The organism is Spiractinospora alimapuensis (assembly GCF_018437505.1).
Classification (GTDB): domain Bacteria; phylum Actinomycetota; class Actinomycetes; order Streptosporangiales; family Streptosporangiaceae; genus Spiractinospora; species Spiractinospora alimapuensis.
Genome location: NZ_CP072467.1, coordinates 5433783 through 5459540 on the forward strand (window position 1 = coordinate 5433783; position 25758 = coordinate 5459540).

At 68.7% G+C, this 25758-nt stretch carries 19 protein-coding genes; 12 read left to right on the forward strand and 7 right to left on the reverse strand.

Features of this window, described 5'->3' with window-relative positions:
- Positions 1–15 precede the first annotated feature (15 nt).
- Positions 16–2397 carry a phosphoketolase family protein gene (locus J4H86_RS25280; protein WP_236540820.1) on the reverse strand — a complete coding sequence of 794 codons (2382 nt, stop codon included), beginning with the start codon at positions 2395–2397 and terminating at the stop codon, positions 16–18.
- A 170-nt stretch (positions 2398–2567) separates the two neighbouring features.
- Between J4H86_RS25280 and J4H86_RS25285 the strand changes: the two genes are divergently transcribed.
- From J4H86_RS25285 to J4H86_RS25295, 3 genes are all read left to right on the forward strand, one after another.
- A complete protein-coding gene (locus J4H86_RS25285) occupies positions 2568–2996 on the forward strand; it encodes a CBS domain-containing protein (protein ID WP_236540821.1) in 429 nt (142 codons plus the stop codon).
- A gap of 199 nt (positions 2997–3195) precedes the next feature.
- Positions 3196–4998 carry an SPFH domain-containing protein gene (locus J4H86_RS25290; RefSeq protein WP_236540822.1) on the forward strand — a complete coding sequence of 601 codons (1803 nt, stop codon included), beginning with the start codon at positions 3196–3198 and terminating at the stop codon, positions 4996–4998.
- A gap of 65 nt (positions 4999–5063) precedes the next feature.
- Positions 5064–6536 (forward strand): SPFH domain-containing protein, encoded by a 1473-nt coding sequence (locus J4H86_RS25295; RefSeq protein WP_236544171.1) that lies wholly within the window; start codon positions 5064–5066, stop codon positions 6534–6536.
- Positions 6537–6639: 103 nt separating this feature from the next.
- On the opposite strand, the gene J4H86_RS25300 is transcribed toward J4H86_RS25295, so the two are convergent.
- Together J4H86_RS25300 and J4H86_RS25305 are read right to left on the reverse strand one after the other, a co-directional pair.
- Complete coding sequence (locus J4H86_RS25300; protein WP_236540823.1) at positions 6640–6831, reverse strand: hypothetical protein; 192 nt, start codon at positions 6829–6831, stop codon at positions 6640–6642.
- A 116-nt stretch (positions 6832–6947) separates the two neighbouring features.
- The gene (locus J4H86_RS25305; RefSeq protein WP_330932455.1) at positions 6948–7547 is read right to left on the reverse strand and encodes a hypothetical protein; all 600 of its coding nucleotides are present in this window, start codon (positions 7545–7547) and stop codon (positions 6948–6950) included.
- A gap of 426 nt (positions 7548–7973) precedes the next feature.
- On the opposite strand from J4H86_RS25305, the gene J4H86_RS25310 reads away from it, so the two are divergent.
- The 3 genes from J4H86_RS25310 to J4H86_RS25320 all read left to right on the forward strand — a co-directional run bounded on the left by J4H86_RS25310 (position 7974) and on the right by J4H86_RS25320 (position 12510).
- Positions 7974–8666, forward strand: coding sequence for a ribonuclease HII (locus tag J4H86_RS25310; protein ID WP_394356419.1), 693 nt, complete (start codon positions 7974–7976; stop codon positions 8664–8666).
- 530 nt (positions 8667–9196) lie between these two features.
- A complete protein-coding gene (locus J4H86_RS25315) occupies positions 9197–11719 on the forward strand; it encodes an AAA family ATPase (protein ID WP_236540826.1) in 2523 nt (840 codons plus the stop codon).
- A 29-nt stretch (positions 11720–11748) separates the two neighbouring features.
- Positions 11749–12510: a nucleotidyltransferase family protein gene (locus J4H86_RS25320; RefSeq protein ID WP_236540827.1), complete on the forward strand. Its 762-nt coding sequence runs from the start codon at positions 11749–11751 to the stop codon at positions 12508–12510.
- On the opposite strand, the gene J4H86_RS25325 is transcribed toward J4H86_RS25320, so the two are convergent.
- A complete protein-coding gene (locus tag J4H86_RS25325; protein ID WP_236544172.1) occupies positions 12488–14071 on the reverse strand; it encodes a hypothetical protein in 1584 nt (527 codons plus the stop codon). The genes J4H86_RS25320 and J4H86_RS25325 overlap by 23 nt on opposite strands.
- Positions 14072–14753: 682 nt before the next feature.
- On the opposite strand from J4H86_RS25325, the gene J4H86_RS25330 reads away from it, so the two are divergent.
- Both J4H86_RS25330 and J4H86_RS25335 read left to right on the forward strand, forming a co-directional pair.
- Positions 14754–16787: a SpoIIE family protein phosphatase gene (locus J4H86_RS25330; RefSeq protein ID WP_394356537.1), complete on the forward strand. Its 2034-nt coding sequence runs from the start codon at positions 14754–14756 to the stop codon at positions 16785–16787.
- A gap of 500 nt (positions 16788–17287) precedes the next feature.
- A complete protein-coding gene (locus J4H86_RS25335; protein WP_236544174.1) occupies positions 17288–18868 on the forward strand; it encodes an RNA polymerase sigma factor in 1581 nt (526 codons plus the stop codon).
- A 700-nt stretch (positions 18869–19568) separates the two neighbouring features.
- Here J4H86_RS25335 and J4H86_RS25340 read toward each other — a convergent pair.
- On the reverse strand, positions 19569–19799 hold the full coding sequence (locus tag J4H86_RS25340) for a DUF7455 domain-containing protein (RefSeq protein ID WP_236540828.1): 231 nt from the start codon (positions 19797–19799) through the stop codon (positions 19569–19571).
- A 290-nt stretch (positions 19800–20089) separates the two neighbouring features.
- Here J4H86_RS25340 and J4H86_RS25345 point away from each other — a divergent pair, with 290 nt between their 5' ends.
- Positions 20090–22189 (forward strand): DNA gyrase/topoisomerase IV subunit B, encoded by a 2100-nt coding sequence (locus J4H86_RS25345; RefSeq protein WP_236540829.1) that lies wholly within the window; start codon positions 20090–20092, stop codon positions 22187–22189.
- 92 nt (positions 22190–22281) lie between these two features.
- A complete protein-coding gene (locus tag J4H86_RS25350; protein ID WP_236540830.1) occupies positions 22282–22704 on the forward strand; it encodes a hypothetical protein in 423 nt (140 codons plus the stop codon).
- Between the two features lie 34 nt (positions 22705–22738).
- On the opposite strand, the gene J4H86_RS25355 is transcribed toward J4H86_RS25350, so the two are convergent.
- Together J4H86_RS25355 and J4H86_RS25360 are read right to left on the reverse strand one after the other, a co-directional pair.
- Complete coding sequence (locus tag J4H86_RS25355; protein ID WP_236540831.1) at positions 22739–23857, reverse strand: L-cysteine desulfhydrase Cds1; 1119 nt, start codon at positions 23855–23857, stop codon at positions 22739–22741.
- 316 nt (positions 23858–24173) lie between these two features.
- A complete protein-coding gene (locus J4H86_RS25360; RefSeq protein WP_236540832.1) occupies positions 24174–24440 on the reverse strand; it encodes a hypothetical protein in 267 nt (88 codons plus the stop codon).
- A 169-nt stretch (positions 24441–24609) separates the two neighbouring features.
- Here J4H86_RS25360 and J4H86_RS25365 point away from each other — a divergent pair, with 169 nt between their 5' ends.
- Positions 24610–25470: a helix-turn-helix domain-containing protein gene (locus J4H86_RS25365; RefSeq protein WP_236540833.1), complete on the forward strand. Its 861-nt coding sequence runs from the start codon at positions 24610–24612 to the stop codon at positions 25468–25470.
- Positions 25467–25682: a DUF397 domain-containing protein gene (locus J4H86_RS25370; protein WP_236540834.1), complete on the forward strand. Its 216-nt coding sequence runs from the start codon at positions 25467–25469 to the stop codon at positions 25680–25682. The genes J4H86_RS25365 and J4H86_RS25370 overlap by 4 nt, the downstream gene beginning before the upstream one ends.
- The last annotated feature ends 76 nt before the right edge of the window (positions 25683–25758 follow it).

Below are 25758 nucleotides of genomic sequence, written 5' to 3' on the forward strand. Positions count from 1 at the left end.
ATCGTCGTCGAGGTGTCAGTGAGGCCAGGCCCAGTCGCGGATGTCGGGCGCGTCCTCCCCGTACTCCCGGGTGAACGCCCGGCAGCGCAGGCGTTCCTCGCTCATGTGCTGGCGGAGGTGGGCGGCCCGTTCGGCGAGGCCGGGCACCCGGTCGATCACGTCCATGACGAGGTGGAACCGGTCGAGGTCGTTGAGCATCACCATGTCGAAGGGTGTGGTGGTCGTTCCCTCCTCCTTGTAGCCCCGTACGTGGAGGTCGTCGTGGCTGGCACGTCGGTAGGTCAGCCGGTGGATGAGCCACGGGTAGCCGTGGAAGGCGAAGATGACCGGCACACCGGGCGGGAAGATGGCGTCGTACTCGTGGTCGCCCATCCCGTGTGGGTGCTCGGTCGCGGTCTGGAGCCGCATGAGGTCGACGACGTTGACGAACCGGACGCGCAGGTCGGGCAGATGGCGACGGACGAGGTCGGCCGCCGCGAGCGCCTCCAGGGTGGGGACGTCACCGGCGCACGCCAGCACGACGTCGGGTTGGGCCCCCTGGTCGGTGCTGGCCCACCCCCAGATCCCGATGCCGCGGGTGGCGTGGGCGACGGCGTCCTCCATGGGGAGGTAGGTGAGCTGGGGCTGCTTCCCCGCGACGATGACGTTGACGTAGTCGCGGGACCGTAGGCAGTGGTCGGCGACGGACAGCAGGGTGTTGGCGTCGGGCGGGAGGTAGACCCGGATGATCTCGGCCTTCTTGTTGACGACGTGGTCGATGAACCCGGGGTCCTGGTGGGTGAACCCGTTGTGGTCCTGGCGCCACACGTGCGAGGTGAGCAGGTAGTTCAACGAGGCGATGGGGCGCCGCCAGGGGATGTCCCGGGTCACCTTCAGCCACTTGGCGTGCTGGTTGAACATCGCGTCGACGATGTGGATGAACGCCTCGTAGCAGGTGAAGAGGCCGTGCCGCCCGGTGAGGAGGTAGCCCTCGAGCCATCCCTGGCACAGGTGCTCGCTCAGGACCTCCATCACGTGCCCGTCGGGGGCGAGGTGTTCGTCGGTGGGCAGGGTGGCGGCGTCCCACGCCTTGGCGGTCGCCTCGTAGACGGTGTCCAGACGGTTGGACGCGGTCTCGTCGGGGCCCATGAGGCGGAACCGGTCACGGTTGTCCGCCATCGCATCACGGAGGAAGGCACCGAGGACCCGGGTCGCCTCGGCGGTCGCCGTCCCGGGTTCGGGGACGGGCACCGCGTAGTCACGGAAGTCGGGCAGGACCAGGTCGCGCAGCAGCAGCCCGCCGTTGGCGTGCGGGCTGGCGCTGATGCCGCGTCCGGGCGGCGGGGCGAGCATGTTGATCTCCGCCCGGGGTCGTCCGTCGTCGTCGAAGAGTTCCTCGGGCCGGTAGCCGCGCATCCACGTCTCGAGTTGGCGCAGGTGGTCGGGGTTGGTGCGGACCTGGGCCAGCGGTACCTGGTGTGACCGCCAGGTGCCCTCCACCGGGAGACCGTCCACGAAGGAGGGGCCGGTCCATCCCTTGGGCGTACGCAGGACGATCATCGGCCACGGCGGTGTCTCCGCTCCCGGTGCGGTGCGGGACAGGTGCTGGATCTCGGCGATCGTGTCCAGTGCGCTGTCCAGGGCGGCCGCCAACGCCTGGTGTACGGCCTGGGGCTCGTCGCCGGCGACCACCAGCGGCCGGTAGCCGCAGCCGGAGAGGAGCGAGAGGAGTTCGTCCTCGGGGATGCGCGCCAGCACCGTGGGGTTGGCGATCTTGTAGCCGTTCAGGTGCAGGATGGGGAGTACCGCGCCGTCACGACGCGGGTTGAGGAACTTGTTGGAGTGCCAGCTCGCCGCGAGTGGCCCTGTCTCCGCCTCGCCGTCGCCGACCACGCAGGCGACCACCAGGTCCGGGTTGTCGAAGGCCGCGCCGTAGGCGTGGGTGAGGGAGTAGCCCAGTTCGCCGCCCTCGTGGATCGACCCCGGGGTCTCCGCCGCGACGTGGCTGGGGACCCCGCCGGGGAACGAGAACTGGCGGAAGAGGCGTCGCATGCCGACGCCGTCGCGGGAGACCGCGGGGTAGACGTCGCTGTAGGTCCCGTCCAACCACGCGCAGGCGACGGCGGCGGGACCCCCGTGTCCGGGGCCGACGACCCACATCATGTCCAGGGCTCGTGCCTGGGCCTGGCGCGAGAGGTGCGCGTAGATCATGTTCAGCCCGGGTGTCGTCCCCCAGTGGCCCAGCAGTCGTGGCTTGATGTGCCGTGGTTGGAGGGGTTCGGTGAGCAGGGGGTTGTCGAGCAGGTAGATCTGGCCCACGGACAGGTAGTTGGCCGCGCGCCAGTAGGCGTCCACCCGGCGCAGCTCGGCGCCGTCCAACGCGGCCCCGGCCCGAGGGCCGGCGTGTGAGGTCGTCATGTCGGCTGGCTCCCCCTGGCGTTCCCGTCGCGCACGCAACTGCCAGGTCACGTTACTGCGCCGCAGGCCACAGGCTCGGTAGGGCACTCCGAGGACCGCGATTCCGACGAAAGAGTTTCGGGAGGGCGGACGGTGGGTAACCCCCGGGCACCGAGCGAAAGGCGCGCGTCATGCGTATCGCGGAGATCCTTCGGCGCAAGGGAGACGAGGTCGCCACGGCGCGTCCGCACCAGTCGGTGGCGGACCTGGTGATAGACCTACGGCGCTACAACATCGGCGCGATGGTGGTCCGGGACGAGGCGGAGACGATCCTGGGCATAGTCTCCGAACGCGACGTGGTCCGCCGGCTCGCCGAACAGGGGAACGACCTGCTGGAACGGCCGATCTCGGCCATTATGACCAGGGTTGTCGTCACGTGTGACCCTGACGATACGGTGGACGACCTGACGCTGGTGATGACGGAACGCCGGATCCGACACGTCCCCGTCGTGCGTGAAGGGGAACTGGTCGGCATCGTCAGCATCGGAGACGTGGTCAAGAGCCGGATCAGTCAACTCGAGGACGACCGCCGGCACCTCGAGGCCTACATATTCCGCTGACGCCGCGACCAACGACCTGGTCGCGCCGCCTTGGGGATGGGACCCCCTTGGGTCGGTATGTCATCATGCACACACACTCCCGTCCTCGGTGACCTACCTGGGACGTGCTGCCCCGACGCTCGGATCCCGCCGGAACCGAGAGCGTTCCCGTCGCGTCTCACGGGCAGTTCCGCACGGTTTCTGAAGGAGACAAGAATTCATGTCGTTCGCGCAGACAGTGCGCGGGGCCGCCGAATCGATCGCCCAGGGCGGGGATCCACGCGAAGTGGCCTCCGACGCGCTGCGTAAGACCTCGGAAGGGTTCGGGATCGATCCGAACGACTTCCTGGAGGTACGGGATCGCGCCCCGTCCATCGCGACCCGCATCGAGGAGCAGACGGCGTCCCTCGCCAACGCTGACGAGGCCATCAACCACAGCAAGCGTGAGCGATCCCGACACGGCCCCGTACAGGTCGTGGCCCCGGTCGTCATCCCGCGCAGCCGTACCGCCGCCGCGGTGCTCCCGGTGCTGCTTCTCGCCGGCGCCGGTGTCGTCGGCCTCCTGGCCACGGGCGTCGTCTACGGTGTGGTGGCCAACCCGTTCTTCGGCATCCACTACTGGATCCTCGTCCTGCTGACCTTCGGCTTCCTCTGGTGGCGGCAGGGGTTGGTGCGTGTGCCGGAGGGCTGCGCGGCCCTCATCACGAAGTTCGGTCGCCTGGAGCACGTGGCCCCACCAGGACGCATCACGCTGTACGACCCACGCAAGAAGGTGGGCTACATCGTCAACACCTCGCGCGAGTTCCCCTACAACGCGCCCATCCGTGAGGCTCCCACCAAGGGGGGCGTAAAGGCCTCGGTCGACCTGTTCGTCCAGTTCCGCATCGAGGACCCCGAACAGTTCATCTTCGTGCTCGGCGGCGTGCAGGGCCTGCGTGAGAAGCTGGACAACGCGATCAGCGAGACCACGCGGAGTCTGATCTACGAGCAGGAAGCCTCCAACATCTACGACCTGGTGGGGGAGAGCACACGCGGGCTCCTCGACCAGCTCAACCGGCAGTTCCTGCCGGCGGTGCGGTTGACCAACGCCAACATCACCCACGCGGAGCCCTCCAGCCAGGAGTACCGGATGGACCTCGCCGCCACGGAGATGGTGCGGGTGGCGAAGGAGGCCTACACCTACGAGTACGAGCTGAACCTGCTCAAGGAGCAGAACGAGGGCGTGCTCAACCGGGAGCTGGCCTCGCTCAACGAGACCCTCTCCTCGATCCAGGCCGACATCGCCCAGTACCAGGCCCAGATGGACACCGCCCTGGAGCGGGAGACCAACCGGGCTCGCGCCGTGGCGCGCCAGCGCTTCGTCGAGGCGGAGAGCACCGCACACGCCAACGCGGCCCTGCTGGAGGCGCAGGCCCTGGACATCCGGGCCGTCGCCGCGGCCGAGGCGCCGGAGATCCTCAACTACCGCTACCAGCAGGACCTCCTGGACAAGCTGGAGTCCGTGGCGGCGAGCCTTCCGCAGGTCATCCAGGTGGGCGGCCACAGCGCCGCCGTCAACTTCCTGGAGACCGCGCAGCAGATCATCGGCATCAGCGAAGGCGAGCTGTTCAGCCAGCAGGACATGTCGGCGATCCGGATGCGGCTCGCGGAGATCCAGGAGCGGATCAACTCCCGGGAGTCGGAGATCGAGGACCTCCTGAACACCGAGCAGGAGAGCACCGTCGACACCCCCGACCTGGAGGAGCTGGAGGAGGTGCCCGGCGCCGACATGGTCGAGGAACTCCGCCAGTCGGTGTCCACCGAGTCCGTCGAGGAGCGCATCGCCGAGCAGCGGACGTCGGAGACCCAGCGGTCGGTCGCCCCGTCCGAGCCCTCCGCCGCGCACACTCCACCCGAGACCCCCGCACCGTCGGCCGAGCCGGGCGCGCCGCCCAGCGGCCAACCCTACGGCGGGCCCCCACCCGCGACCGGGGTCTTTCCGCCCGACCAGCCGTGGGGAACGTATGAAGGGGGGCAGCGGTGACACAGCCTCAGGGTCAACCACGCCCACATCCGCAGACACAGGCACAGGTCGCGGAGTCCCGCGACGTGTCGAGCATCAAGGAGGCACTGGCGGGCTGGGGTGACGTCACCCGTCTGCTGCGCAGCGGTGACAACGGCTCGCTCGTGCCCGTCGTCGTTCCCCGCAACACCCGCGGCATGAAGTGGGCGATCCCGATCTGGGCCGCCCTTTTCTTCCTGGGCAGCGCCATCTCGATGTTCATCTTCGCCGCGGGCGTCGGGGACACGATGTACGGCCTGGCGGCTGTCGCCAACACCGGTCTCGCGTTCATGCTGCTGCTCTTCGCGTTGCTCTCGCTGCTGGTCGCCCTGGTCTGGTGGTGGCGCAGTTCCATCTTCGAGATCGAGCAGGGCACCACGGGTGTCCTGACGCAGTTCGGGCGCGTCGTCGGGGTCCTGCCCCCAGGGCGGCACTACCTGTGGAACCCCTGGTCGGAGGTCGACTTCGTCGTCGACACCTCCACCGAGATTCCCTACACCGCACCGGTTCTCGCCTGCCCCACGCGGGAGAACGTCCCGCTGAAGTCCATCGAGTTCTTCCTGAAGTTCCGGATCACCGACGCGGTGGCGTTCGTCCGCACGATCGGCGCGAGCAACTTCGACATCGTGCTCGCCAACGCGGTGCAGGACGCGATCCGCCAGCGCAGCCGCAGGGTACAGACGGAGCGGGCCTACGACCTGCGTGGCTCCGACGTCGCCGACATGCAGGAGCTGCTCAACCGTCAGCTGCAGCACTACGGTGTGCGGATCATGGGCTGCAACATCCCCGATGTCCGGCTGCCGGACCAGTACCAGCAGCACCTGTCGACCCGGGAACGCGTGTCCAAAGAGCGGGTGGCGTTCGAGCAGGAGTGGGAGCTCACGCGCAAGCGTCGCATCGACACCCTGCTGATGGACATCGAACGGTCGAAGCGGACGCGCGAGGCCAAGATCGTCGAGGTCAACGCCGCGTTGAACAAGGCTCGCAAGGACGTCGCGCAAATGCTGGAGGAGCAGGAGACCGAGGCCCAGCGGGTCCGGCACGAGATCGAGACGCAGGGGCGCGCCGACCTGGTCGCCGCGCAGAACCAGGGCAAGGCCCAGCAGCGGCTCGCCTCCTCCTACCGGGAGAACCGCGCGGTGCTGGAGTACGAGCTGGCGCGGCGGCGCCTGGACGTCGGCGCGAAGCTCGCCGAGCAGGCCCCGCAGCCCATCGTGGTGCGCACGCCGGAGAACGGCGGCGACACCTCGGCGCTGACCACTCTGCTCACCGCGCAGTTGCTGCCGGAACTGTCCTCGGGTCGCCGTGGCGCACGGCGCGTCCCCGCCGACGTCCAGGACCAGGTGCCCGACAACATCCGGGACCTGGGCCAGAACGCCGAGGGCGCGATCGCCGCGGCGGCCGAGCGTCAACAGCAGATGCAGAACGCCCAGGCGCGGCAGGCCGCTCAGCAGTCCCGCCAGCAGCAACAGGGCGGCGGGGGCGGCGGCCGTGGTGGCGGAGGACAACGCCGGCGGTAAGCCGGACATCCATCGCCACGGGCCGCACGCACGACGAAGCCCTCACCGGTATCCGAGACGAACTCGGTCTGGTGAGGGCTTCGTCGTGGTCTGAGCGGGGCGGTCAGGCGGCCTGCGCGATGTTGGCGTAGGCGGGGGAGAGGTCAACACCGTGCCGGGCCGCGATCTCCACCAGGTCCTCGATCTCGGCCGCGCGCGCCTCCACTCCCGCGAAGTCCCCGGAGTCGCGTGCGGTACTCAGTTCTTCCAGGGAGTCGTAGATGCGAAGGTGCAACGCGATCATCAGCTCGGTCACGTTCGTCCCCTGTCACTCGCCGGGCAACTGGTCACTCCCTGTCTAACCCACGCGAGTTAAGGGCGGCGTCAACACGCGTAACATCGTGACTGCGTCCACGCGAATCCCAGGGGTCCCTAGTACTCCAGCCAGACGTACCACGGGCCATCGATGTGCGCGTAGACCAGGTTTCCGTGCCCCGGCACGAACACGTCGGTCTCCAACGGTTCCTCGCTGTAGGCGAGGCCGTGGGTGCGCAGCACGCCGGCGCCGCTCACCGCGAACCGCATCGTCTCGTCGTGGACCGTCGCCGACTCCAGGTTGAACAGGCCGACCCGTTCCCCGTGCAGCTCCAGGGTGGTCTCGTCGGGGATGTCGGCCCCGGCCTCTAGCAGGGCGTCGGCCGAGGCGTTGATGCGCGCTTGCAACGGCAGGTCCGCGAGCACGACCCCGATGACCCCGACGGCGATCAGCGGTGCGGTGATCCACCGCAACCAGTAACGCAGGATCATGGGGCGCGCGACGGTTAACGCGATCCCCAGCCGCAGCGCGCCCATCGCCGCCAGGAGCCCGCCGGTCAGCGCGCCCAGGCCGAGGGTGATGAGGTTCCAGCCGGGGAAGCTGGCACTGTAGACGAGGATTCCCGCAGCGACCGTGCAGGCCGGAAGGTACAGACGGCCGGGCGGTCGCGACGCCCAGGAGATCAGACGCTGGCCGACGGTCGGTCGATCGGCCATCTCGATCAGTCTGGCCACGGGACCGTCGTCGGCCGGGGGACCGGACGGTGTTGGAGCAGACATGGTCGGCATTCCCATACTGGTGGCTGCGGATGGGGAAGAGTCGCCCACGGAGCCGCGAGGTCGTTGGCCGGCCGCTTCCCGCCGAAAACGTACCGTCCCTCAGCATAGGGGAGTGGAGGGGCGTTTTCCGGACGTTTGGACGAACCCCGAAGGGGGCGCACGGAGTCCGAACCGGAGCTGGGGTCCGTTCACCGTGGTGAAACGCCATGTTATCCACTCTGACACGTCCGGGGTCGTGGCGAGGGCGGGACGCACAAGATTGCGAAAGTGAGCCATAACTCAGGTGACAGTGGGACGAAAGGCCCGTGTGGGAAGGAGGAATCGGTCCGGACAGGCGGGTCGGCGGCCGAGTGCGGGAGTAGGGTGGGACCTGTGACCGGCGCGATCCCCACCCCGACCTACGACGTCGAACGCGAGCTGCCGTGTAGCGGCGGTGTCCCCGGCGTGGCCGGAGTCGACGAGGTCGGACGCGGCGCCTGGGCCGGTCCGGTCGTCGTCGGCGTCGCGGTGACCGACGGTTCACCGGCCCCGGAGGGGCTCACCGACTGCAAGCGGCTCGCCCCCAAGGCGCGCGTCGCCATGGCCGACCAACTCCGCGACTGGGTCGTCGACCACGGACTGGGCCGCGCGGAACCGACCGAGATCGACACCTTGGGCATGACGGCCGCACTGCGCCTCGCCGCCCAACGCGCGCTCGACCAGCTCGCCGCGCCGCCCGAGTGGGTGCTCCTCGACGGCAAGCACGACTACCTCGGTACACCCTGGCAGGTGCGAACCGAGATCAAGGCGGACCTCACCTGCGTCAGCGTCGCCGCCGCCTCGGTCCTCGCCAAGGTCTACCGTGACAACCTGATGACCGCACTCGATCCCGACTTCCCCCAGTACGCATTCGCCTCCGCCGTCGGCTACCCCTCCCCCCAACACCGCCGGGCCTTGGCCGACCTCGGCCCCACGCGGCACCACCGCATGTCCTGGAGCTATCTCGACGACCTGCCCCAGTGGCGCCACCTCCGCAAACCCCGCCCGGGCCCCCAAGGCCAGAGCGCACTGTTCTGACCCCGCCACCGCCACCGCCTCCGTCACCCCGCCTCGGCCGTGTGCTGGGCTCACCGCTGTCGGTCTCGTCGAGTCGACCTCGACACCTATGCCTCCGCCGGTCGTGGGAGTCCGCCGACGCGGGAAAGGTCTTTGGCGCCGGGGCAACCCACGCTGCTCCAGCACGGGGGCGGGGTTGACCGTGGCGAGGTGGGTCCCGGCTGCGCTTTCCCACATGTCGCTCGTCTTGGTCACGTTTCGTACCGCGTCCATTCGCGGCACCGAACAACGTGGGGATGGGCCGCGCGGAACTCGATGAATGTGCCTGGCCTGGCGTCGCACCGTTGGTCGACCTCGCGCGCGGACTCGGGGGCGGGGTGGGGCACTGCCTCGGGTGTGACGGAGTTCGTGGAGGAGCGACGGAGAATGACGGAGATCGTGGAGATGACAGCGACAATCTCCGTCATCGTCATCCGGTTCCCGGGTCCCCAGGGACAGGGGCTGTGCGCTATACAGGTGGTCACGAGCGACGGACGCGGAAGAGGTGGGCAATGGCGCGCGACGAGCGGCCCCGGACCACCGAGGTTCCGTCGAACTCCGCGATGGAGAGAATGCGCGTCCGGTACAGCGGTCTCACCCTCGGCGGGAAGCTCGCGGTCGCCGGCGCCGTGCTCGTCGCGGTGGCGGTCGCGGCGCTGTTCGCGGATGTGGCGCTGCTACCGGCGCTGCTGGTGACGGCCGTCGTCCTGGGCGTGGTCGCGGCGTTGATGCGGTTTCCCGACGCGGTCGGCGCCGTGGGTGTGTCCCTCGTGTGGATCGTCATCGCTCACGTCGTGTTCCAGATCTCCCTGGGATACGCCTCCTCGTGGATTCTGGTCCTGGCGCTGCTTCCCCTGCCCGTCGCGCTGATCGCGAGTCGCATCCCGGGCCACCCGACCTGGCACACGACGCTGCTGAGTCTCGCCTGCGCCCTGATCGTCGGGCTGGCCTCCGTCGTATTCGGGATGGCCGTCACCGCGGTGGTCCCCGACCACGAGGGGGTCCCGCCCGCGGCGGTCGTCATCCTGGCGTTCGCCGCGGCGGGGGTGGTGCTGGTGTGGCGCGGGATATCCGGACGGCACCTCGCGGCCGAGGAGCGGCGCCGCCGTCAACGGTCCGAGAGTGCGGGGGGCGCCGATCCCACGGCCCCTGGGGCCCCGGCCGGTTCGGGCCAGTCCGGCGCCGACCCTTCCGACGCGGGGCCGGCGAAGAGGAAGAGCGGACGTACGGCGACGAGTTCGGGGGAGCGGCAGCGGGAGCGGGCCGGTTCGTCGACGGGGAGCACGGCCCGCGGCTCCGACGACGAGACCGCCGTCCCGGTGGACGAGGCCCTCGCCCAGTTGGAGGCGATGGTCGGGCTCGACCCGGTGAAGCAGCAGGTGCGTTCGTTGGCGGCGGCGATCGAGGCGGCCCGGCTGCGCGCCGACGCGGGGATGGCGGTGGAGAAGCCGCTGCGCCATCTGGTGTTCTCCGGTCCTCCGGGGACCGGGAAGACCAGTGTCGCCCGAACCATCGCGACGATCTTTCACTCCTTCGGTCTCCTGCCCAGCGCCCAGGTCGTGGAGGTGCAGCGCGCCGACCTCGTGGGGGAGTACCTCGGGGCCACGGCGATCCGCACGAACGAGGTCATCGACCGGGCGCTCGGGGGTGTCCTGTTCATCGACGAGGCCTACGCGTTGGTCAACTCCGGTGACGGCCAGCCCGACCGCTTCGGCCAGGAGGCGGTACAGACTCTGCTCAAGCGGGCCGAGGACGACCGGGACCAGCTCGTCGTCATCCTGGCCGGCTACTCCGAGGAGATGGACCGGTTCCTGGCCTCCAACCCCGGTCTCGCGTCGCGGTTCTCCACCCGAGTCCGCTTTCCCGGCTACACCCCGGACGAGCTGATCGAGATCTCCGAAGGACTGTTCGAGCAGCGGGGCGACGAGTTGGACGACAGCGTCGTCCCGGCGCTGCGCCAACGTTTTGACCAGGCGGCCCAGCTCGGTGTGATCGACGACCTCGGTAACGGCCGGTTCGTTCGTTCCCTGGTGGAGCGGGCGGCGGAGGCGCGGGACGTGCGGGTCGTGACCACGAGCCGCGAAGGCCAGGCCCCGGCGCCCGAGGAACTGGTCACCGTGCGCGACGTCGACGCGATCCGCGCCTTCGAGCAGCTCACCGAGGCCCTCTCTGGGTACAGCAAGCCGCCCGACCTCGAGGAGGCCCTCGCCGAGCTCGACGCCATGGTGGGCCTGGAACCCGTGAAGCGTCAGGTCCGGTCCATGACCGCCCAGTTGCGTCTGGCGCGGATACGTCAGGAGCGCGGGCTGCACAACCAGCCCCCCATGCGGCACTTCGTGTTCGTCGGCCCCCCGGGGACGGGAAAGACGACCGTGGCCCGCGTGCTCGGCCGCATCTTCGCGGCCCTGGGGTTGCTGACACGTGCCGAGGTGGTCGAGGCCAGTCGGGCCGACCTCGTGGGCGAGCACCTGGGCGCCACCGCGATCAAGACGAACAAGCTCATCGACTCCGCGGTGGGCGGCGTCCTGTTCGTCGACGAGGCCTACGCCTTGTCCAACCCCGGCTACAGCGGAGGTGACGCGTTCGGCGCCGAGGCGATCCAGACGTTGCTGAAGCGCGCCGAGGACGACCGGTCCCGCCTGGTCGTGGTCCTGGCCGGCTACCCAGACGAGATGGACCGGTTCCTGTCGACCAACTCGGGCCTCGCCTCCCGGTTCAACGTGCGGGTCTCGTTCCCGAGCTACTCCCCCGAGGAGCTGTTGCGGATCACCGAGACATTGGCCGAGCAGCGCGGTGACACCATCGAGGACAGGGCCCGGGACGATCTGCGCCAGGTGTTCGGCTACGTGTGCTCCGAGGGCTGGGTCGACACTCTCGGCAACGGTCGCTTCGCCAGGTCCCTGTTCGAGAAGGCCTGTTCCGCGCGTGACCTCCGGGTCGCCGAGGACGTCGGGGACGCCGCCGACCAGGAGGATCTCACGGTGGTCACGAGCGCTGACCTCCGGGAGGCCTACAGCGAGCTCACTCAGCGTTAACCCGTGTGTGAACTGTTAGTCTCCGAAACATGAGTGCCTCCCCCGAGCCGCCGGCCCGCGAGGCGGTCATCCTCGCCGGTGGCCGCGCTACGCGCCTTCGTCCCTACACCGACACCCGTCCCAAGGCCATGGTGGAGATCGCCGGCCGCCCCATCATCGATTACCAACTGGAGTGGTTGGCGTCGTACGGCGTCGAGCACGTGGTCGTCTCCTGTGGACACATGGCCGACGTCCTGCGGGGCCACCTCGAGGAGACGACCGGGGACCGGCATCCTCGCCCCGAGACCACGGTCGTGGTCGAGGAGGAGCCGCTGGGCCGTGGCGGTGGGCTACGGTACGCGGCGGGGGCGCTGCGGGATCCGAACCGTGCCTTCTACGCCCTGAACGGCGATGTCCTCACCTGGTTCCCGCTCGACGACTTCAGCGCGTTCCACACCAAGCACGGCGGGACGGTGAGCGTCGCCCTGGCCGCCTTCCGCACGAGCTGGGGGATCGTGGACGCGGAGGAGTCCGGACGGATTCGGGGTTTCACGCAGAGCCCGATCCTGCCCTACTGGATCAACGCGGGAATCTACCTGGCCGAACCCGAACTGGTGGGCCTCCTGCCCGAGCGCGGCGACCACGAGACGACCACGTTTCCCGAACTCGCCCAGCAGGGCCGCCTGTTCGGATACCGGATCGAGGGGTTCTGGCGCGGGGTGGACACGGTGAAGGACGTGGAGGAGGCGAGCGCCCAGATCGCGTTGCTGGAGGGGACCGCTCACGACCTCAGAGGTCATCCAACCGCTTGACCAGGACCGACGTTGGCGAACCAGCGCCAACCGTCCGTTCCAACGTGTCGCAGAGTGTCGAGATCACGGTGACCCGTGTCATGCCGCGGTCCAGGAGCCGCTGGGCGGCGGACCACAGGTTGGGCGGGTCGCCGTGCCACAGACGCAGCGCCAACATCTCGTGCACGTCGAGCGCCTCCTCGAGCTCGGGACTTCCCTCGAAGGTGTTCGACGCGTGCTTTCCCTGGCTGGGCTGTTGACCGTCGAAGTGGTCCAGGCGCAACAGCGCGCGTCGGCCCTCGACCGTGCTCGGGTCGTAGTGCTCCTTGTCCGGGATGACGTCACTGGCCAGCAACGGGAACGCGAACATCCGACGGGGCAGGGCGGAGAGGTCGCCGTCGGGGATCAGCCGGTTCACGACGTCGCGGGCGAGACCGTACCCGCCGGCCGCGTGGTCGGGATAGGAGTCGGTGAAGGAGTTGGTCACCCCCCACACCGAGTCCAGCGTGGCGGCGATCGCGTTCTCCGGGAGGCCGGTGCGGCGACCCGCCCACCGCACCCACGCGGCCAGGATGTGCGGCACGGCCTCCTGCTCCGCGGGACTGAGCGCCACGCGGCTGGGCAGCCACGTCATCAGGAACGCCTCGGCCTTGCGCGGGCTGATGCGCATCGGCCGGCCCGCGTCCACGTCGCAGCCGTAGTCGACGATGTGGTCGGCGCAGCGGCTCGCGACGAAGCTGTCCGACAGTTCCTCGGCCTCGGGTGAGGACAGGAAACGCGCCACCAGCGTCGCGCGGTGCTCCCGCAGCCACACGGTGCTGCGCGTTGGAGCCCCCTGCCCCGGCAGCGCCCGCACCCGGGCGCGCAACAGGGCGTGACTCGTTCCCAGGGAACCGGCGCCGGGATCCGGCACGCCCGACTCGGCGCGGACCGGCAACAGGGCGGTACGCCCACCGCTTCCCGGCGGCAGCGCCGACTCGGTGCGCGCGGAGGCGGAGCGCAACAGGGAACGCGCCCGCTCCGGCGCGAGCGCGACGAACGTGGACATGCGGTCGGCCCGGGCGCCGGCACGGCAGTGCTCGATGAGAGCGTCCACCTTCGTGGTGACCCACGCGTCACGCAGGATGCCCCCCGCGTTGTAGTCGACGACGGCGATCAGCGCGTGCCGCCCCGTCCGCTCTCCGTCGCCGGTCTCCGCGTCCGCGTAGTCGAACACACAGATCACGTCGTCGGCGTCGCCAAATCGTGACCCGGAGAGATAGCACTCGCGCGGCTCGAGGGTCGGGAGGGCGGACACCCACGGAGGACAGGCGACGCCGCGATCGACCAGGGCGGCCGCGGCGGTCTTCGCGTCCAGACGCTGGCGGCGTGTCCGTCCCAGACCGGCCAGCGCGTGCAGGAGCGCGGCGGCGGCCGGGCTCCCCTCGGCCGCGGCGTAGGCGATCAGGCCCTCGCCGAAGATACGTTCGGCGTTGTCACCGCGGGGGCGCTGTCCCCACCACGCGCCGAGGATCTCACTGACCACGATCTCGGCGTCCAGCGGATCGCGTAGGGGGAGGAGTCCCCGTGCCGCGCCGAGCATCGCCGCGAACACGCCACCTTCCTCCGACGGGGTACCGGGGTCGGAGGGGGTACCTGGGGCGGGGGAAGGGAGGGACACGCCTCGAGGGTAAGGGGTACCGCGCGGAACTCGTAATGCGATCAGGCGTGACCGACAGTACTGAGGACATCCCGCCACGAGGTGGTGCCCGCTATGCGGGAAAAGTGGTGATTTGGCGGCCAGAAACGCGGCCCAGCCGGAGGATGCGCCTGGACTTGGGTCGACAGGCCCAAGGAAACGTGGCCTATGCTATAGCGATGACTGAGGCGCTCCCGGTTGACTCAGCGGTGTTGCGTCGTTCGCGGTGGAGGTGGAGCCGCTCCGGTTTCGGGGCAGGTCAGCGCACGGCGATACGTCCGTGGCGGACAGTGTCGGAGTCACGGCGAGCTGTGACGATCGCCCGGCGCGTCCGGTCGGGACGCGCCGGCCTCGGGGTCGACGCGCGACGGTCGCGGCCGGCGGCACCCGGCAGCACGACCGATCGGGTCGGTACGGGCGGCGCGAGGGGCGCCGGGTACGACCGCACCGCGGAACGATCCCCGGCACACTCGTCCGGCGCCCGGGGCGTAAACCAGATCCCAGGTAGGCACGGGACACGATCCCGGAGGTGACAGCTTTGAGCACCGAGGCCTCGGTTCCCCTGGCGCGGGGAGCACGGTCGGTCATGCCGGAGTCGGCGCGGCTCGCTTCGCTGGTGGAGGACGTGTCGATCGGCGTCGGTGTGTTCGACGCCGACATGCGCTGTCTGAAGCTCAACGACACCTTCCGGGTGATGTGCGAGATCGCCGACCCGACCGAACTGGTTGGTCGGACCCTGGACGCCGCCCTTCCGGAGGCGTCGGCCTGCCCACATATGGCGGCGCTGTCGGAGGTGGTGGGCGGCGCGCGGGTCGCCAGCAGTGAGCACCACGGGACCGCGTCCGACCGTCACTGGCTGGTGTCGTGGTTCCCGCTCTCCTCGGCGCACGACGACGACAGGGGAGTGGCCGTCGCGGTCGCCATCGACGTCACCGATCGTCACCGCGCCGAGGTCGCGCTGCGTCGCAGCGAGGAACGCCACCAGGCACTGTTGGCCGCGGCGAACCAGATGGTCTGGGCGGCGACCCCGTCGGGTCAGGTGACCGAGGACTGTCCACAGTGGCGCGCGATCACCGGCCAGGACCTCGACGAGTACCTCGGCGACGGCTGGCTGGACGCGGTGCACCCCGATGACGTCGACGCCGTGCGGGAGGCGTGGCGGGACGCGGTCGCCGAGGGCGAGGTCTTCGAGCACACGTTCCGGGTGCGCACACGCAGTGGTGAGCCGCGCCACTATCGGGCGCGGTGCGTCCCGCTGGTGCGCGACGGACGACTCGCAGAATGGGTGGGTACGCACACCGACGTCACCACCCAGCACGAGGCCGACGAGATGCGTCATCGGCTCACGCACCAGCTCAGTGAGGCGGCGCTGCGCACCGTGCGGTTGCAGAAGGCGACGTCCGGTCTCGCCGAGGCGCTCACCGTCGACCAGGTGGTGCAGACGATCTCCGAGATCGCCCGCACCGAGGCTGGGGTCGACCGGGTCGGCGTCGCTCTTCTGGACAGCCAACGCATCCGGTTTCGCGCGCTGACCCCCGGGGCTGTCTCCGAGACGGCGCCGGTCGCCGACGGTGAGGCACACGAACCGCCCGAGGTACGGCTGGACCAGCCCGGTGTGGTGGCCAACGCGGTGCGGGAACGCCGCACGGTGGTCGTGGGGTCCCGGGGGGAGCTGCTGCACCTCCTCGGCGGGGGCGACTCGATCCGGGAGTTCCTGCGCCATACCGACGAACAGGCCTGGGTCGGCCTGCCCCTCCTCAGCGCTGGATCGCCGATCGGTGCCGTGCGGTTCGCGTTCCGGGCGCCACGGAACGTCTCCGACGAGGAGCGTGTCTTCCTGGAGGCGTTGGCCGGCCAGTGCTCTCTCGCGTTGGAACGCGCGGAGATGTTCGAACGTGAGCACCGCACGGCGGAGGCCCTGCAGCGCAGTCTCCTGCCGCAGAAACTTCCCACGGTCCCAGGTATCGGTTTCGCGGCTTTCTACCGTTCCGGTACTGAGTACGTCCAGGTCGGTGGCGACTGGTACGACGCCTTCCCGCTGCCCGACGGTCGGGTGGCGGCGGTGCTGGGCGATGTGATGGGCAAGGGGGTGAAGGCGGCGACCGGGATGAGTCGGGTCCGCAACGCCCTGCGCGCTCTCGCGCTGAACGGTCCCGAACCCGCAGACGTCCTCAGCGGTCTGGACCGGATGTTCCTGGCGACCGAGGCCGACGAGCAGGTCACGACGCTCGCGTACTGGGTTCTGGACCCCGGAACGGGACACGGTCACATGGGCAACGCCGGACACCTTCCGGCGCTCATCGTGGGCCCGGGCGGCGCGCCACGATTGGCCGACACGCCGGCGGGAACACCTTTGGGCATGCCATCGGAACGAGAACAAGAAATTCTTGTCGTCCCACCCGGTAACACCGCGGTGCTCTACTCCGATGGACTAGTAGAGAACCGAAAGCGTGGGCTCAGCGCGGGACTCGACCGGCTGGTCGAGGTCGCCTCCCGCGCCCCGACGGAGGTGGTGGGGGATCCACAGGAGTTGCTCGACTATCTTGTCGGGAGCATGCTCGAAGGCTACAACCAGGACGACGACGTCACCCTGCTCGCCGTCCACGTTCCGGTCTTGTAGTACCGGGTAACAAATGTACGGAGAACTCCGTGGTCTTGCCTAAGGTAGGTAGGCGCCTTCCGCACTGGGGAGGCCGCGGGGGACGTGCCAACCGAGCCACGGAAGCACGTACTCTCACATGTGAACCGCCGAGCTGGCGGAATCGGTCTGTGGAGCCGGTGTAGGCCTCGACGGGAGTCGCCCGGAAAGGCAGTCGGCGGTGAAGCAGGAAATCCGGCGGGCCACCGCTGGACTCCCCTCCCACCGAGGGGGAAGTACAAACGTAAAGAGTGCATCTTCCGCATCCAGCGGGAGAGATTCCGGGCCTAGAGCACGATCGAGTTACACCCGCGAGGCTCCCGGCTGCCGGATACCAACAAACTCGCCACACGTCCGTTCGAGAGGTGTTTGTGTCGCCTGCCAGTTCGACCCGCTCCAAGCAGCCCGATGTGCTGCGGGAGCCTGTCATTCAGCAGCTGATGGAGCGAGGGCGGTCCCAGGGGTATCTGGAGCCCGAGGATGTGCGCCGGGCCTTCGAAGAGGCTGAGATCCCCATGTCGCAGGCCCAGGCGGTGCTGCGCAGCCTCAGCAAGGAAGGCGTGACCGTTGTCGTCGGCGCCGCCGAGTCCGCGCCGGAACGTCGGCGTTCGGCACGGCGCAAGGCCGCCGAGGGCTCCAAGCGTGCCGCCGCCGCGCAGCGTCGGACCGGGACGGTCACGGCCGTCGTGGACCAGGACGCTGGCGGGGAGTCGGCCGGGACGACCGGTGCCGCGGCGAAGCCCGCGAAGCCGGCCAAGCCCGCCAAGTCCCAGACCAAGAAGCGTTCCGCCGGGAAGGCGGCCCCCGCCGCCGCCGAGACCGCCGCGCAGCCCGCCGGGACCGAGTCTGAGGGTCTCGCCGAGCCGGGTGAGCCGCAGGACCTCGCCGCCGACTCCCACGACGACCCCACGGGTCTCGAGCTCGAGGTGACCGACACCGACACCGACGACTCCGGTGTCGAGCTGGAGATCGTCGAAGACAACGACAGCGGGCCGCTGGAAGCAGTGGACGGCCCGGTCGCGGGCTCCGGCGTGGTTCCCGAAGCCGTGGGAATGCCGGAGAAGGCCGCCGCCAACACCTCCGAGGAGGAGGCGTTCGTCCTCTACGAGGACGACGACGACGCCCCCGCCGCGCAGGTCGTGGCGGCCGGTGCGACGGCCGACCCCGTCAAGGACTACCTGAAGCAGATCGGTAAGGTTCCGCTGCTCAACGCGGAGCAGGAGGTCGAGCTCGCCAAGCGGATCGAGGCGGGTCTCTTCGCGGAGGAGAAGCTCGCGGAGGACGGTCGGGGACTTCCCTCCGAGGCGTGGGAGGAACTCGACTGGATCGCCGAGGACGGCCGGCGGGCGAAGAACCACCTGCTGGAGGCCAACCTTCGTCTGGTGGTGTCCCTCGCCAAGCGCTACACCGGGCGCGGCATGCTGTTCCTGGACCTGATCCAGGAAGGCAACCTGGGCCTGATCCGCGCCGTGGAGAAGTTCGACTACACCAAGGGCTACAAGTTCTCCACCTACGCGACGTGGTGGATCCGCCAGGCCATCACCCGAGCGATGGCCGACCAGGCCCGCACCATCCGGATTCCGGTGCACATGGTCGAGGTCATCAACAAGCTCGCCCGGGTGCAGCGCCAGATGCTGCAGGACCTCGGGCGTGAGCCCACGCCGGAGGAGTTGGCCAAGGAACTGGACATGACCCCGGAGAAGGTGGTCGAGGTCCAGAAGTACGGTCGGGAACCCATCTCGTTGCACACCCCGCTCGGCGAGGACGGCGACAGCGAGTTCGGTGACCTGATCGAGGACTCCGAGGCGATCCAGCCGGGTGAGGCGGTCAGTTTCACCTTGCTGCAGGAGCAGCTTCACTCCGTGCTGGACACCCTGTCGGAACGTGAGGCGGGCGTGGTGTCGATGCGCTTCGGCCTCACCGACGGTCAACCCAAGACGCTGGACGAGATCGGCAAGGTCTACGGCGTCACCCGTGAGCGGATACGGCAGATAGAGAGTAAGACGATGTCCAAGCTTCGGCATCCGTCTCGCTCCCAAGTGCTTCGCGACTACCTCGACTGATTCGGTGTGCTGGGCGAGTGGCAGCGCTGCTCGCCCAACGCCGCCGTTCACCGGTGGTCGCGGTCCGCGGGCCGGTTTGGCGGCGGGGATCCCGTCGGCGTACCACCGAGGCGGTACCAACCGGGCTCAGGGTGGTCGACACGGTCAGCTGGTCGCTGGGCGTCACCGCGGTGAGTGCCGGTTCGGTTCGCGAGACCCTGTTCGACGTCGGGCGCCGAGGCAGATAGGCGCTGCCTCGGCGCCCCTGACGTCCCCTCCCCGCAGTGGGACGTCCGGCGGAGCCGTATGACGTCTGAAATCCCCTTCATCCGACACCAGTAATGATGGCTGACGGGTGATATGGGCGAGATAAAGGGACGATCCTGAGGTGGAGGCGTGTTCGCCATCACACCGGACGCGTGGAGCGTTTCGGGACGCGGACGCGTCGATCGACGCTCGCGCGAGACACCTCATTCGACCGGAGACCGAACCGCGACAGCGATTCGATCCGGCGCGGGTCGTTCACTGGTAGATCGGGCCGGTCCTGTCGATCCGGTCGGCCTGGCGGCCGAGCCGTGGGAGTCGACGCGAACGGTGCCGGGCCGCTGGCGCGGCCAGGAGTCCATGGCGTGGGACACGCGATGGGTGTGCCGTAACCCGGCGGTGGGCCAACGCGACGGCGGTGACCCCGAAGGGTCACCGCCGTGCGACGTCTAGAGGCCTAACGCTCCTCTTTGTCCGCCGTGGCTGGCGTCTCCTGCAACTTGCTCGTCTCGTCGTGGATGTCCGTGGCAACCTTCCGAAGCGACTCTTCGTGCTTGCGCGCGTGGTGCGCACAGAACAACAGCTCGCTACCGGAGCTGAGTACAACTCGGACATAGGCCTGAGCGCCGCACCGGTCGCACCGGTCAGCCGCCGTCAGGGGCTGCGTGGGGGCAAGAGTTCCAGTCACTGCGCCTTCCTCAATACTCGGCGTTAGTCACCTCAGACAACATCTAACCGAACTGAGAGCTTCCCAGCGAGCGCTGGTGTACGCCGACAGCGGAATGTGTCCGATTTGTTCCCGAAGCTTACTCGATGTCGGATTATTTCTGTGGTCCTCGTGGTCGGGATCATTACCGCGAAGGGCGTAACTCATCCCCAGGACCTGTGGGCACCGTGCACGCGGCGCGGCATGTCCCGCTACGCTGCATTTCGAACTACTGTGCCTATTGGCTTGACGACCTGATCCTGGAGAGGCCCGTGACCGCGCTCCCCGCAGCCGTTCCCGACCCGGACGACTACTCCGCCCGGCATCTGTCGGTGCTGGAGGGTCTGGAGGCTGTCCGTAAGCGCCCAGGCATGTACATCGGGTCCACCGACAGCCGCGGCCTGACGCACTGCATGTGGGAGATCGTCGACAACTCGGTGGACGAGGCGCTCGGCGGCAACTGCGACCGGATCGACGTCACGCTGCACGCGGACGGCTCCGTCGCGGTGGGTGACAACGGGCGCGGTATCCCGGTCGACACCGAGCCGCGCTCCGGCCTGTCCGGCGTGGAACTCGTCATGACCCGGCTGCACGCCGGCGGAAAGTTCGGCAACGGGTCCTACACCGCGTCGGGCGGGCTGCACGGCGTCGGCGCCTCGGTGGTGAACGCGTTGTCCGCGCGCCTCGACGTCGAGGTGGACCGCAACGGCCACACCCACAGCATGAGCTTCCGGCGCGGAATCCCCGGCGAGTTCCAGGACGCGGGGCCCGACGCCGCCTTCACGCCGCGTTCCGGCCTGAGCGAGGGCCGGCGGGTGGCGCGCAAGGTGACGGGAACACGGGTGCGCTTCTGGCCGGACCGGGAGATCTTTCTCAAGGAGGCGGACCTGGCGCGCGACGCCCTCTGGGACCGTGCGCGACAGACCGCCTTCCTGGTCCCCGGGCTGACCGTGGCGGTGCGGGACCTACGCGACGGCGGCGATACCTCCGAGGAGTTCCGCTTCGACGGCGGGATCGGTGAGTACTGCACCTACCTCGCGTCCGACGAGCAACTGTCGCCCAACCTGCGTTTCCAGGGGACCGGGAGTTTCGTCGAGACGGTCCCCGTGCTCGACGACAGCGGCCACATGACGGCGACCGAGGTGGAGCGCCGCCTGGACGTCGACATCGCGCTGCGGTGGGGGAGGGGCTACGACCCCACCGTGCGGTCGTTCGTTAACGTGATCGCGACGCCCAAGGGCGGGACGCACCTGGTCGGGTTCGAGCGGGCCCTGGTGCGCGTGCTCAACGACCAGTTGCGCGCGGCGAAGCTGCTGAAGGCGGCGGACGAGCCCATCACCAAGGAGGACGCGCTCGAGGGGCTGACCGCGGTGGTCACCGTGCGACTGCCGGAGCCGCAGTTCGAGGGACAGACCAAGGAGATCCTGGGTACCTCCGCGGCGAGCAGGATCGTCTCCCAGGTCGTCTCTCGGGAGCTGCGGACCTTCCTGACGTCGACCAAGCGTGCGGAGAAACAGCAGGCGAAGGCCGTCATGGAGAAGGTCGTCGGGGCGGCCAAGGCGCGTCTGGCGGCACGACAGCAGCGAGAGAACCAGCGGCGCAAGACGGCGCTGGAGAACTCCGCGCTGCCGGCGAAGCTCGTGGACTGTCGCAGCGAGGGCCTGGACCGCAGTGAACTGTTCATCGTGGAGGGGGACTCCGCGCTGGGTACGGCCAAGCTCGCCCGGGACTCGGAGTTCCAGGCGCTGCTGCCGATCCGCGGCAAGATCCTCAACGTGCAGAAGTCCTCGCTGGCCGACATGTTGAAGAACGCCGAGTGCGCGGCCATCCTGCAGGTCATCGGCGCGGGCTCGGGCCGGTCGGTGGACCTGGAGGCGGCGCGCTACGGCCGGGTGATCCTGATGGCCGACGCCGACGTCGACGGTGCGCACATCCGCTGCCTGCTGCTCACGCTGTTCTACCGGTACATGCGACCCATGCTGGAGGCCGGCCGGGTGTTCGCGGCCGTGCCGCCGCTGCACCGGATCGAGCTCACCAACGCCGGTCGGAAACGTGGCGCCAAGGCGGAGGACCGTTACATCTACACCTACTCCGACGCCGAGCTGCGCCGCCGGTTGCTGGAGCTGGAGCGCAAGGGCCTCTCCTGGAAGGAGCCGGTGCAGCGCTACAAGGGTCTGGGCGAGATGGACGCCGACCAGCTCGCCGAGACCACCATGGACCCGCGTCGGCGGACGCTGCGCCGCATCAACGTCTCCGACGCCGAGGACGCCGCCAGCGTCTTCGACCTCCTGATGGGCAACGAGGTCGCGCCCCGCCGTCGCTTCATCGCCCAGGGCGCGGCCGAACTGGACCGCGAACGCATCGACGCCTGAGTGGTGGCGGGCACTCGGTACGCGAGGGTTTCCCTGTCCTGTCGTTGAGGTGTGCGTCCCCTTGTGTGCGCCCTGGACTACGCTGCGGGCGCATGGACCCGATCTTCCGGCTTCCCGTCGCCTCTCCGCTGGCCGCCGCTGTCTCGTGGAACTGGGGCCTGATCCCGCTGCGCGTCCCGGCCGGTTGGAACGTCATCCACAACCAGTTGTGGGCCCGACGCCTACCGGACGGGGGAGTGGAGACCAACGACTCCCAGGACCTGTACTGGGCGCGAACCGCACCTCGACCGTGGCTGAGCGCCGAGGAGGTGGCGGAGCGGGGCGGCCCGCAGGCTCGGGAGATCAACATCGACGCCGGTTGGTACGACGGCGTCGGCTTCCGTGTCGTCGTTCTCGATCCCGACTGGGACCACGAACGGGCCTCCCACACCACGTCCGACCCGGACGACTTCGTCGCCACCCTTGAGGCGTGGATGTGGACGATCACCGAGGAGGGAAGGCTCCCCGAGACGTGAGCGACGCGTCGTCGGGAACCAGCCGGGGCGATCCTCACCCGGCGGTGGGTGGGTTCCAGTTGGCCGAGGTGAGGAACTCCTCGATGGCATTGGTGTAGGGGTCCAGGTCCCAGCCACGTTCGGAGACCCACTCGTCGGAGTAGTAGCTGTGCCGGTAGCGGTCGCCGCCGTCGCAGATCAGGGTCACCACGCTGCCGCTGCGCCCCTCGTGCAGCATCCGGGCGACGAGGTGCCACACGCCCCACAGGTTGGTGCCGGTGGAGCCGCCGGCACACAGGCCGGTGACCCGCTGGAGGTGGCGCATGGCCGCGACGCTGGCCGCGTCCGGGACGGGAATCATCAGGTCGATGACCGAGGGCACGAAACTGGGTTCGACGCGGGGGCGGCCGATGCCTTCGATCCGTGAGGGCATTCCGGTGGCGTAGTCGCTGGCGCCTGTCGCCCAGCCCGGGAAGTAGGCGGAGTTCTCCGGATCCACCACCGCCACTTTGGTGGGGTGACGCCGGTAGCGGACGTAGCGGCCGATCGTCGCCGAGGTGCCGCCGGTGCCCGCGCCCATCACGACCCAGTCGGGCACCGGGAAGCGTTCCAGGGACAACTGGTCGAAGATGGATTCGGCGATGTTGTTGTTGCCGCGCCAGTCCGTGGCACGTTCGGCGAACGTGAACTGGTCCATGTAGTGGTGGTCCGCCTTCGCGGCGAGCCGCTCGGCCTCGGTGTACATGTCGGGAGGCGCGTCCACGAAGTGGCAGCGTCCGCCGTACCGCTCGATGAGCGCGATCTTCTCCGGGCTGGTCCTGCGCGGTACGACCGTCACGAAGTCCAGCCCCAACAGGTGCGCGAAGTACGCCTCGGAGACCGCTGTCGACCCGGAGCTCGCCTCCACGATCGTGGTGCCCTCGGTGATCCACCCGTTGGCCAGTCCGTACAGGAACAGCGACCGCGCGAGTCGGTGCTTGAGGCTTCCCGTGGGATGGACCGACTCGTCCTTGAGGTAGAGGTCGATGTTCCAGTGCGACGGAAGCGGGAACACGTGCAGATGTGTGTCAGCCGACCGATTCGCGTCGGCCTCCACCCGCCGCACCGCCTCGTCCACCCAGGCACGCTGCCGCGAGGAACCGTGTTCAACCCAGTCTTCCGATGGCATAGGCATGCCAGCAGGGTAACCGGAGCCCCTCGCGGATGTGGGCGGCGCGAACTCCGCCATGACAGGCAAATATGCACACCCACCCGTTCGGTGCGGGCGAAACCTGGTGGGGGTGGAGAAATCCTGATCGGGGAGCTGGGAACGCTGGTCGGCGGTCACCGGCGCTCCCAGGAATCACGCTCTCGGTCCAGATCGGCGGCCTCAGCGATGCCAGGAGCGGATCCGATGGCGGCCTCCAGCCGGAGGCCGCCATCCCCCTCCCCTTCGGGCGGTTCCCCCTGGTCGATGGTCGTATCGCCTCGGCCCGGAGGAACTCGGGGTGTCAGCTCCAATGCAGGATGCCACCCACGCGGTCGGCGAAGCGCTCCGGGGTGAGCGGCGAGAAGATCTCGCGGCCTCGGCAACTCCGCGCGATCACACCGCCTTCGGGGTAGACGGCACCGTAGTAGGCGGGTTCGGTGTCGTCGGTCTCGTCATCCGTATAGACGTCCACGCGGAACGCACGCGGCATGGTCTGTGGATCGGGCGGAGCGATGTCGTCATCGGGGTGGTAGACAGAGTTGTCGGGAGCGGTTCGATCGTTGTCCATACGAGAGTCCCTCCTGAAGTGGGACCGCCCCGGTGGACGAGCGCCAACTCATGTTGCCCGGGCGGTCCCTTGTGACAATCCAGGTGAGTGGTAGGCCACTCAGTGTTAGAGTGTCACCCAACAAATGCCGGTGCAAGCGCCAATTGGAAATCTGTGGATTGGAATCTTCATGGCGAAGCGGGAGCGTCGGGTAACCCTGCGGGCTCAGTGGCTCGGACAGCTTCTACGCAAGCTCCGTGAGGACAACAGCATCACGCTCAAGGAGGCGGGAGAATACCTGCAGAAGGACTTCTCGTCAGTGAGTCGGTTCGAGCTGGGCACCTTCCCCGTCCGACGAGGTGACCTCACCGCGCTGATGGATCTGTACGGCATTGATGACCGAGCGCAACGGGACATGCTGATCCAGATGTGCAGCGAGGTGTGGCAGACCGGCTGGTGGGAGTCCTACTCCAAGGACGATGTGTGGGGCAGCACCATCGATTTGGTGTGGCTTGAAGGACGGGCAAAGAAGCTACAGATGTTCGCTGCGCTTACGCTGCCCGGAATGCTGCAAACCGAGGACTATGCGCGTGCGTTGATCACGGCTGTGGATGATCAGGCGACGACGCAGCAAATTAACCGCTGGGTTGAACTGCGAATGGGACGACAGCAGATTCTCGGCAGGGACGACGGCCCGGCAGTCTCGGTTGTCCTCGATGAGGCGGCGATCCGCCGTCCAGTAGGAGGATCGCAGGTCATGAGTCAGCAGCTTCAGAGCCTCTTGTCCCAGATACGGTCTGGATGCATCGAGGTGCGCGTCCTGCCGTTTGCGGTCGGCCCTCATGCCAGCCCCGAGGGCGGGTTCACCCTGCTTACGCTGAATGAACCCTTCGATAGCGTGGCGCATATCGAATCCAGAGGCGGAGGGATCTACCTCGAACGCGGCGATGTTGATCATCTTTTGCGCGTATACGATCGACTCAAAGAGAGCGCGCTCGGCCCGCAGGATTCAGCCGCGTTCATTTCCGGAGCGGAGAAGGACATCCGATGAGTGACATCAAGGCGACCTCACCCCACGTCGCCTGGCACATCAGCAGCTACAGCGCGAATGGTGGCGGCCAGTGTGTCGAGGCGGGTCGAATGCTCGACGGGTCCGGCCAGGTGGCGGTGCGGGACTCCCAGCGCCGCGACCAGGGGCATCTAGCCTTCACCCACCGTGAGTGGGCCGCCTTCCTCCAGGCGACCCAACACGGCCAGCTCTAGCACCCCCATCAAGGTTCCTCCACCCCCACCGGGATTAGCTCACCCCGAACAGGTGGGTGCCCATTCACCTGCTACA

Bases quoted from the DNA above. Each gene is read 5' to 3' on its own strand.
- J4H86_RS25365 (WP_236540833.1), top strand. From the start codon at position 24,610: ATGGCGAAGCGGGAGCGTCGGGTAACCCTGCGGGCTCAGTGGCTCGGA.
- J4H86_RS25280 (WP_236540820.1), bottom strand. From the start codon at position 2,397: ATGACGACCTCACACGCCGGCCCTCGGGCCGGGGCCGCGTTGGACGGC.
- J4H86_RS25325 (WP_236544172.1), bottom strand. From the start codon at position 14,071: ATGCTCGGCGCGGCACGGGGACTCCTCCCCCTACGCGATCCGCTGGAC.
- J4H86_RS25370 (WP_236540834.1), top strand. From the start codon at position 25,467: ATGAGTGACATCAAGGCGACCTCACCCCACGTCGCCTGGCACATCAGC.
- J4H86_RS25360 (WP_236540832.1), bottom strand. From the start codon at position 24,440: ATGGACAACGATCGAACCGCTCCCGACAACTCTGTCTACCACCCCGAT.
- J4H86_RS25285 (WP_236540821.1), top strand. From the start codon at position 2,568: ATGCGTATCGCGGAGATCCTTCGGCGCAAGGGAGACGAGGTCGCCACG.
- J4H86_RS25330 (WP_394356537.1), top strand. From the start codon at position 14,754: ATGCCGGAGTCGGCGCGGCTCGCTTCGCTGGTGGAGGACGTGTCGATC.
- J4H86_RS25315 (WP_236540826.1), top strand. From the start codon at position 9,197: ATGGCGCGCGACGAGCGGCCCCGGACCACCGAGGTTCCGTCGAACTCC.
- J4H86_RS25320 (WP_236540827.1), top strand. From the start codon at position 11,749: ATGAGTGCCTCCCCCGAGCCGCCGGCCCGCGAGGCGGTCATCCTCGCC.
- J4H86_RS25290 (WP_236540822.1), top strand. From the start codon at position 3,196: ATGTCGTTCGCGCAGACAGTGCGCGGGGCCGCCGAATCGATCGCCCAG.
- J4H86_RS25355 (WP_236540831.1), bottom strand. From the start codon at position 23,857: ATGCCTATGCCATCGGAAGACTGGGTTGAACACGGTTCCTCGCGGCAG.
- J4H86_RS25350 (WP_236540830.1), top strand. From the start codon at position 22,282: ATGGACCCGATCTTCCGGCTTCCCGTCGCCTCTCCGCTGGCCGCCGCT.
- J4H86_RS25305 (WP_330932455.1), bottom strand. From the start codon at position 7,547: ATGGCCGATCGACCGACCGTCGGCCAGCGTCTGATCTCCTGGGCGTCG.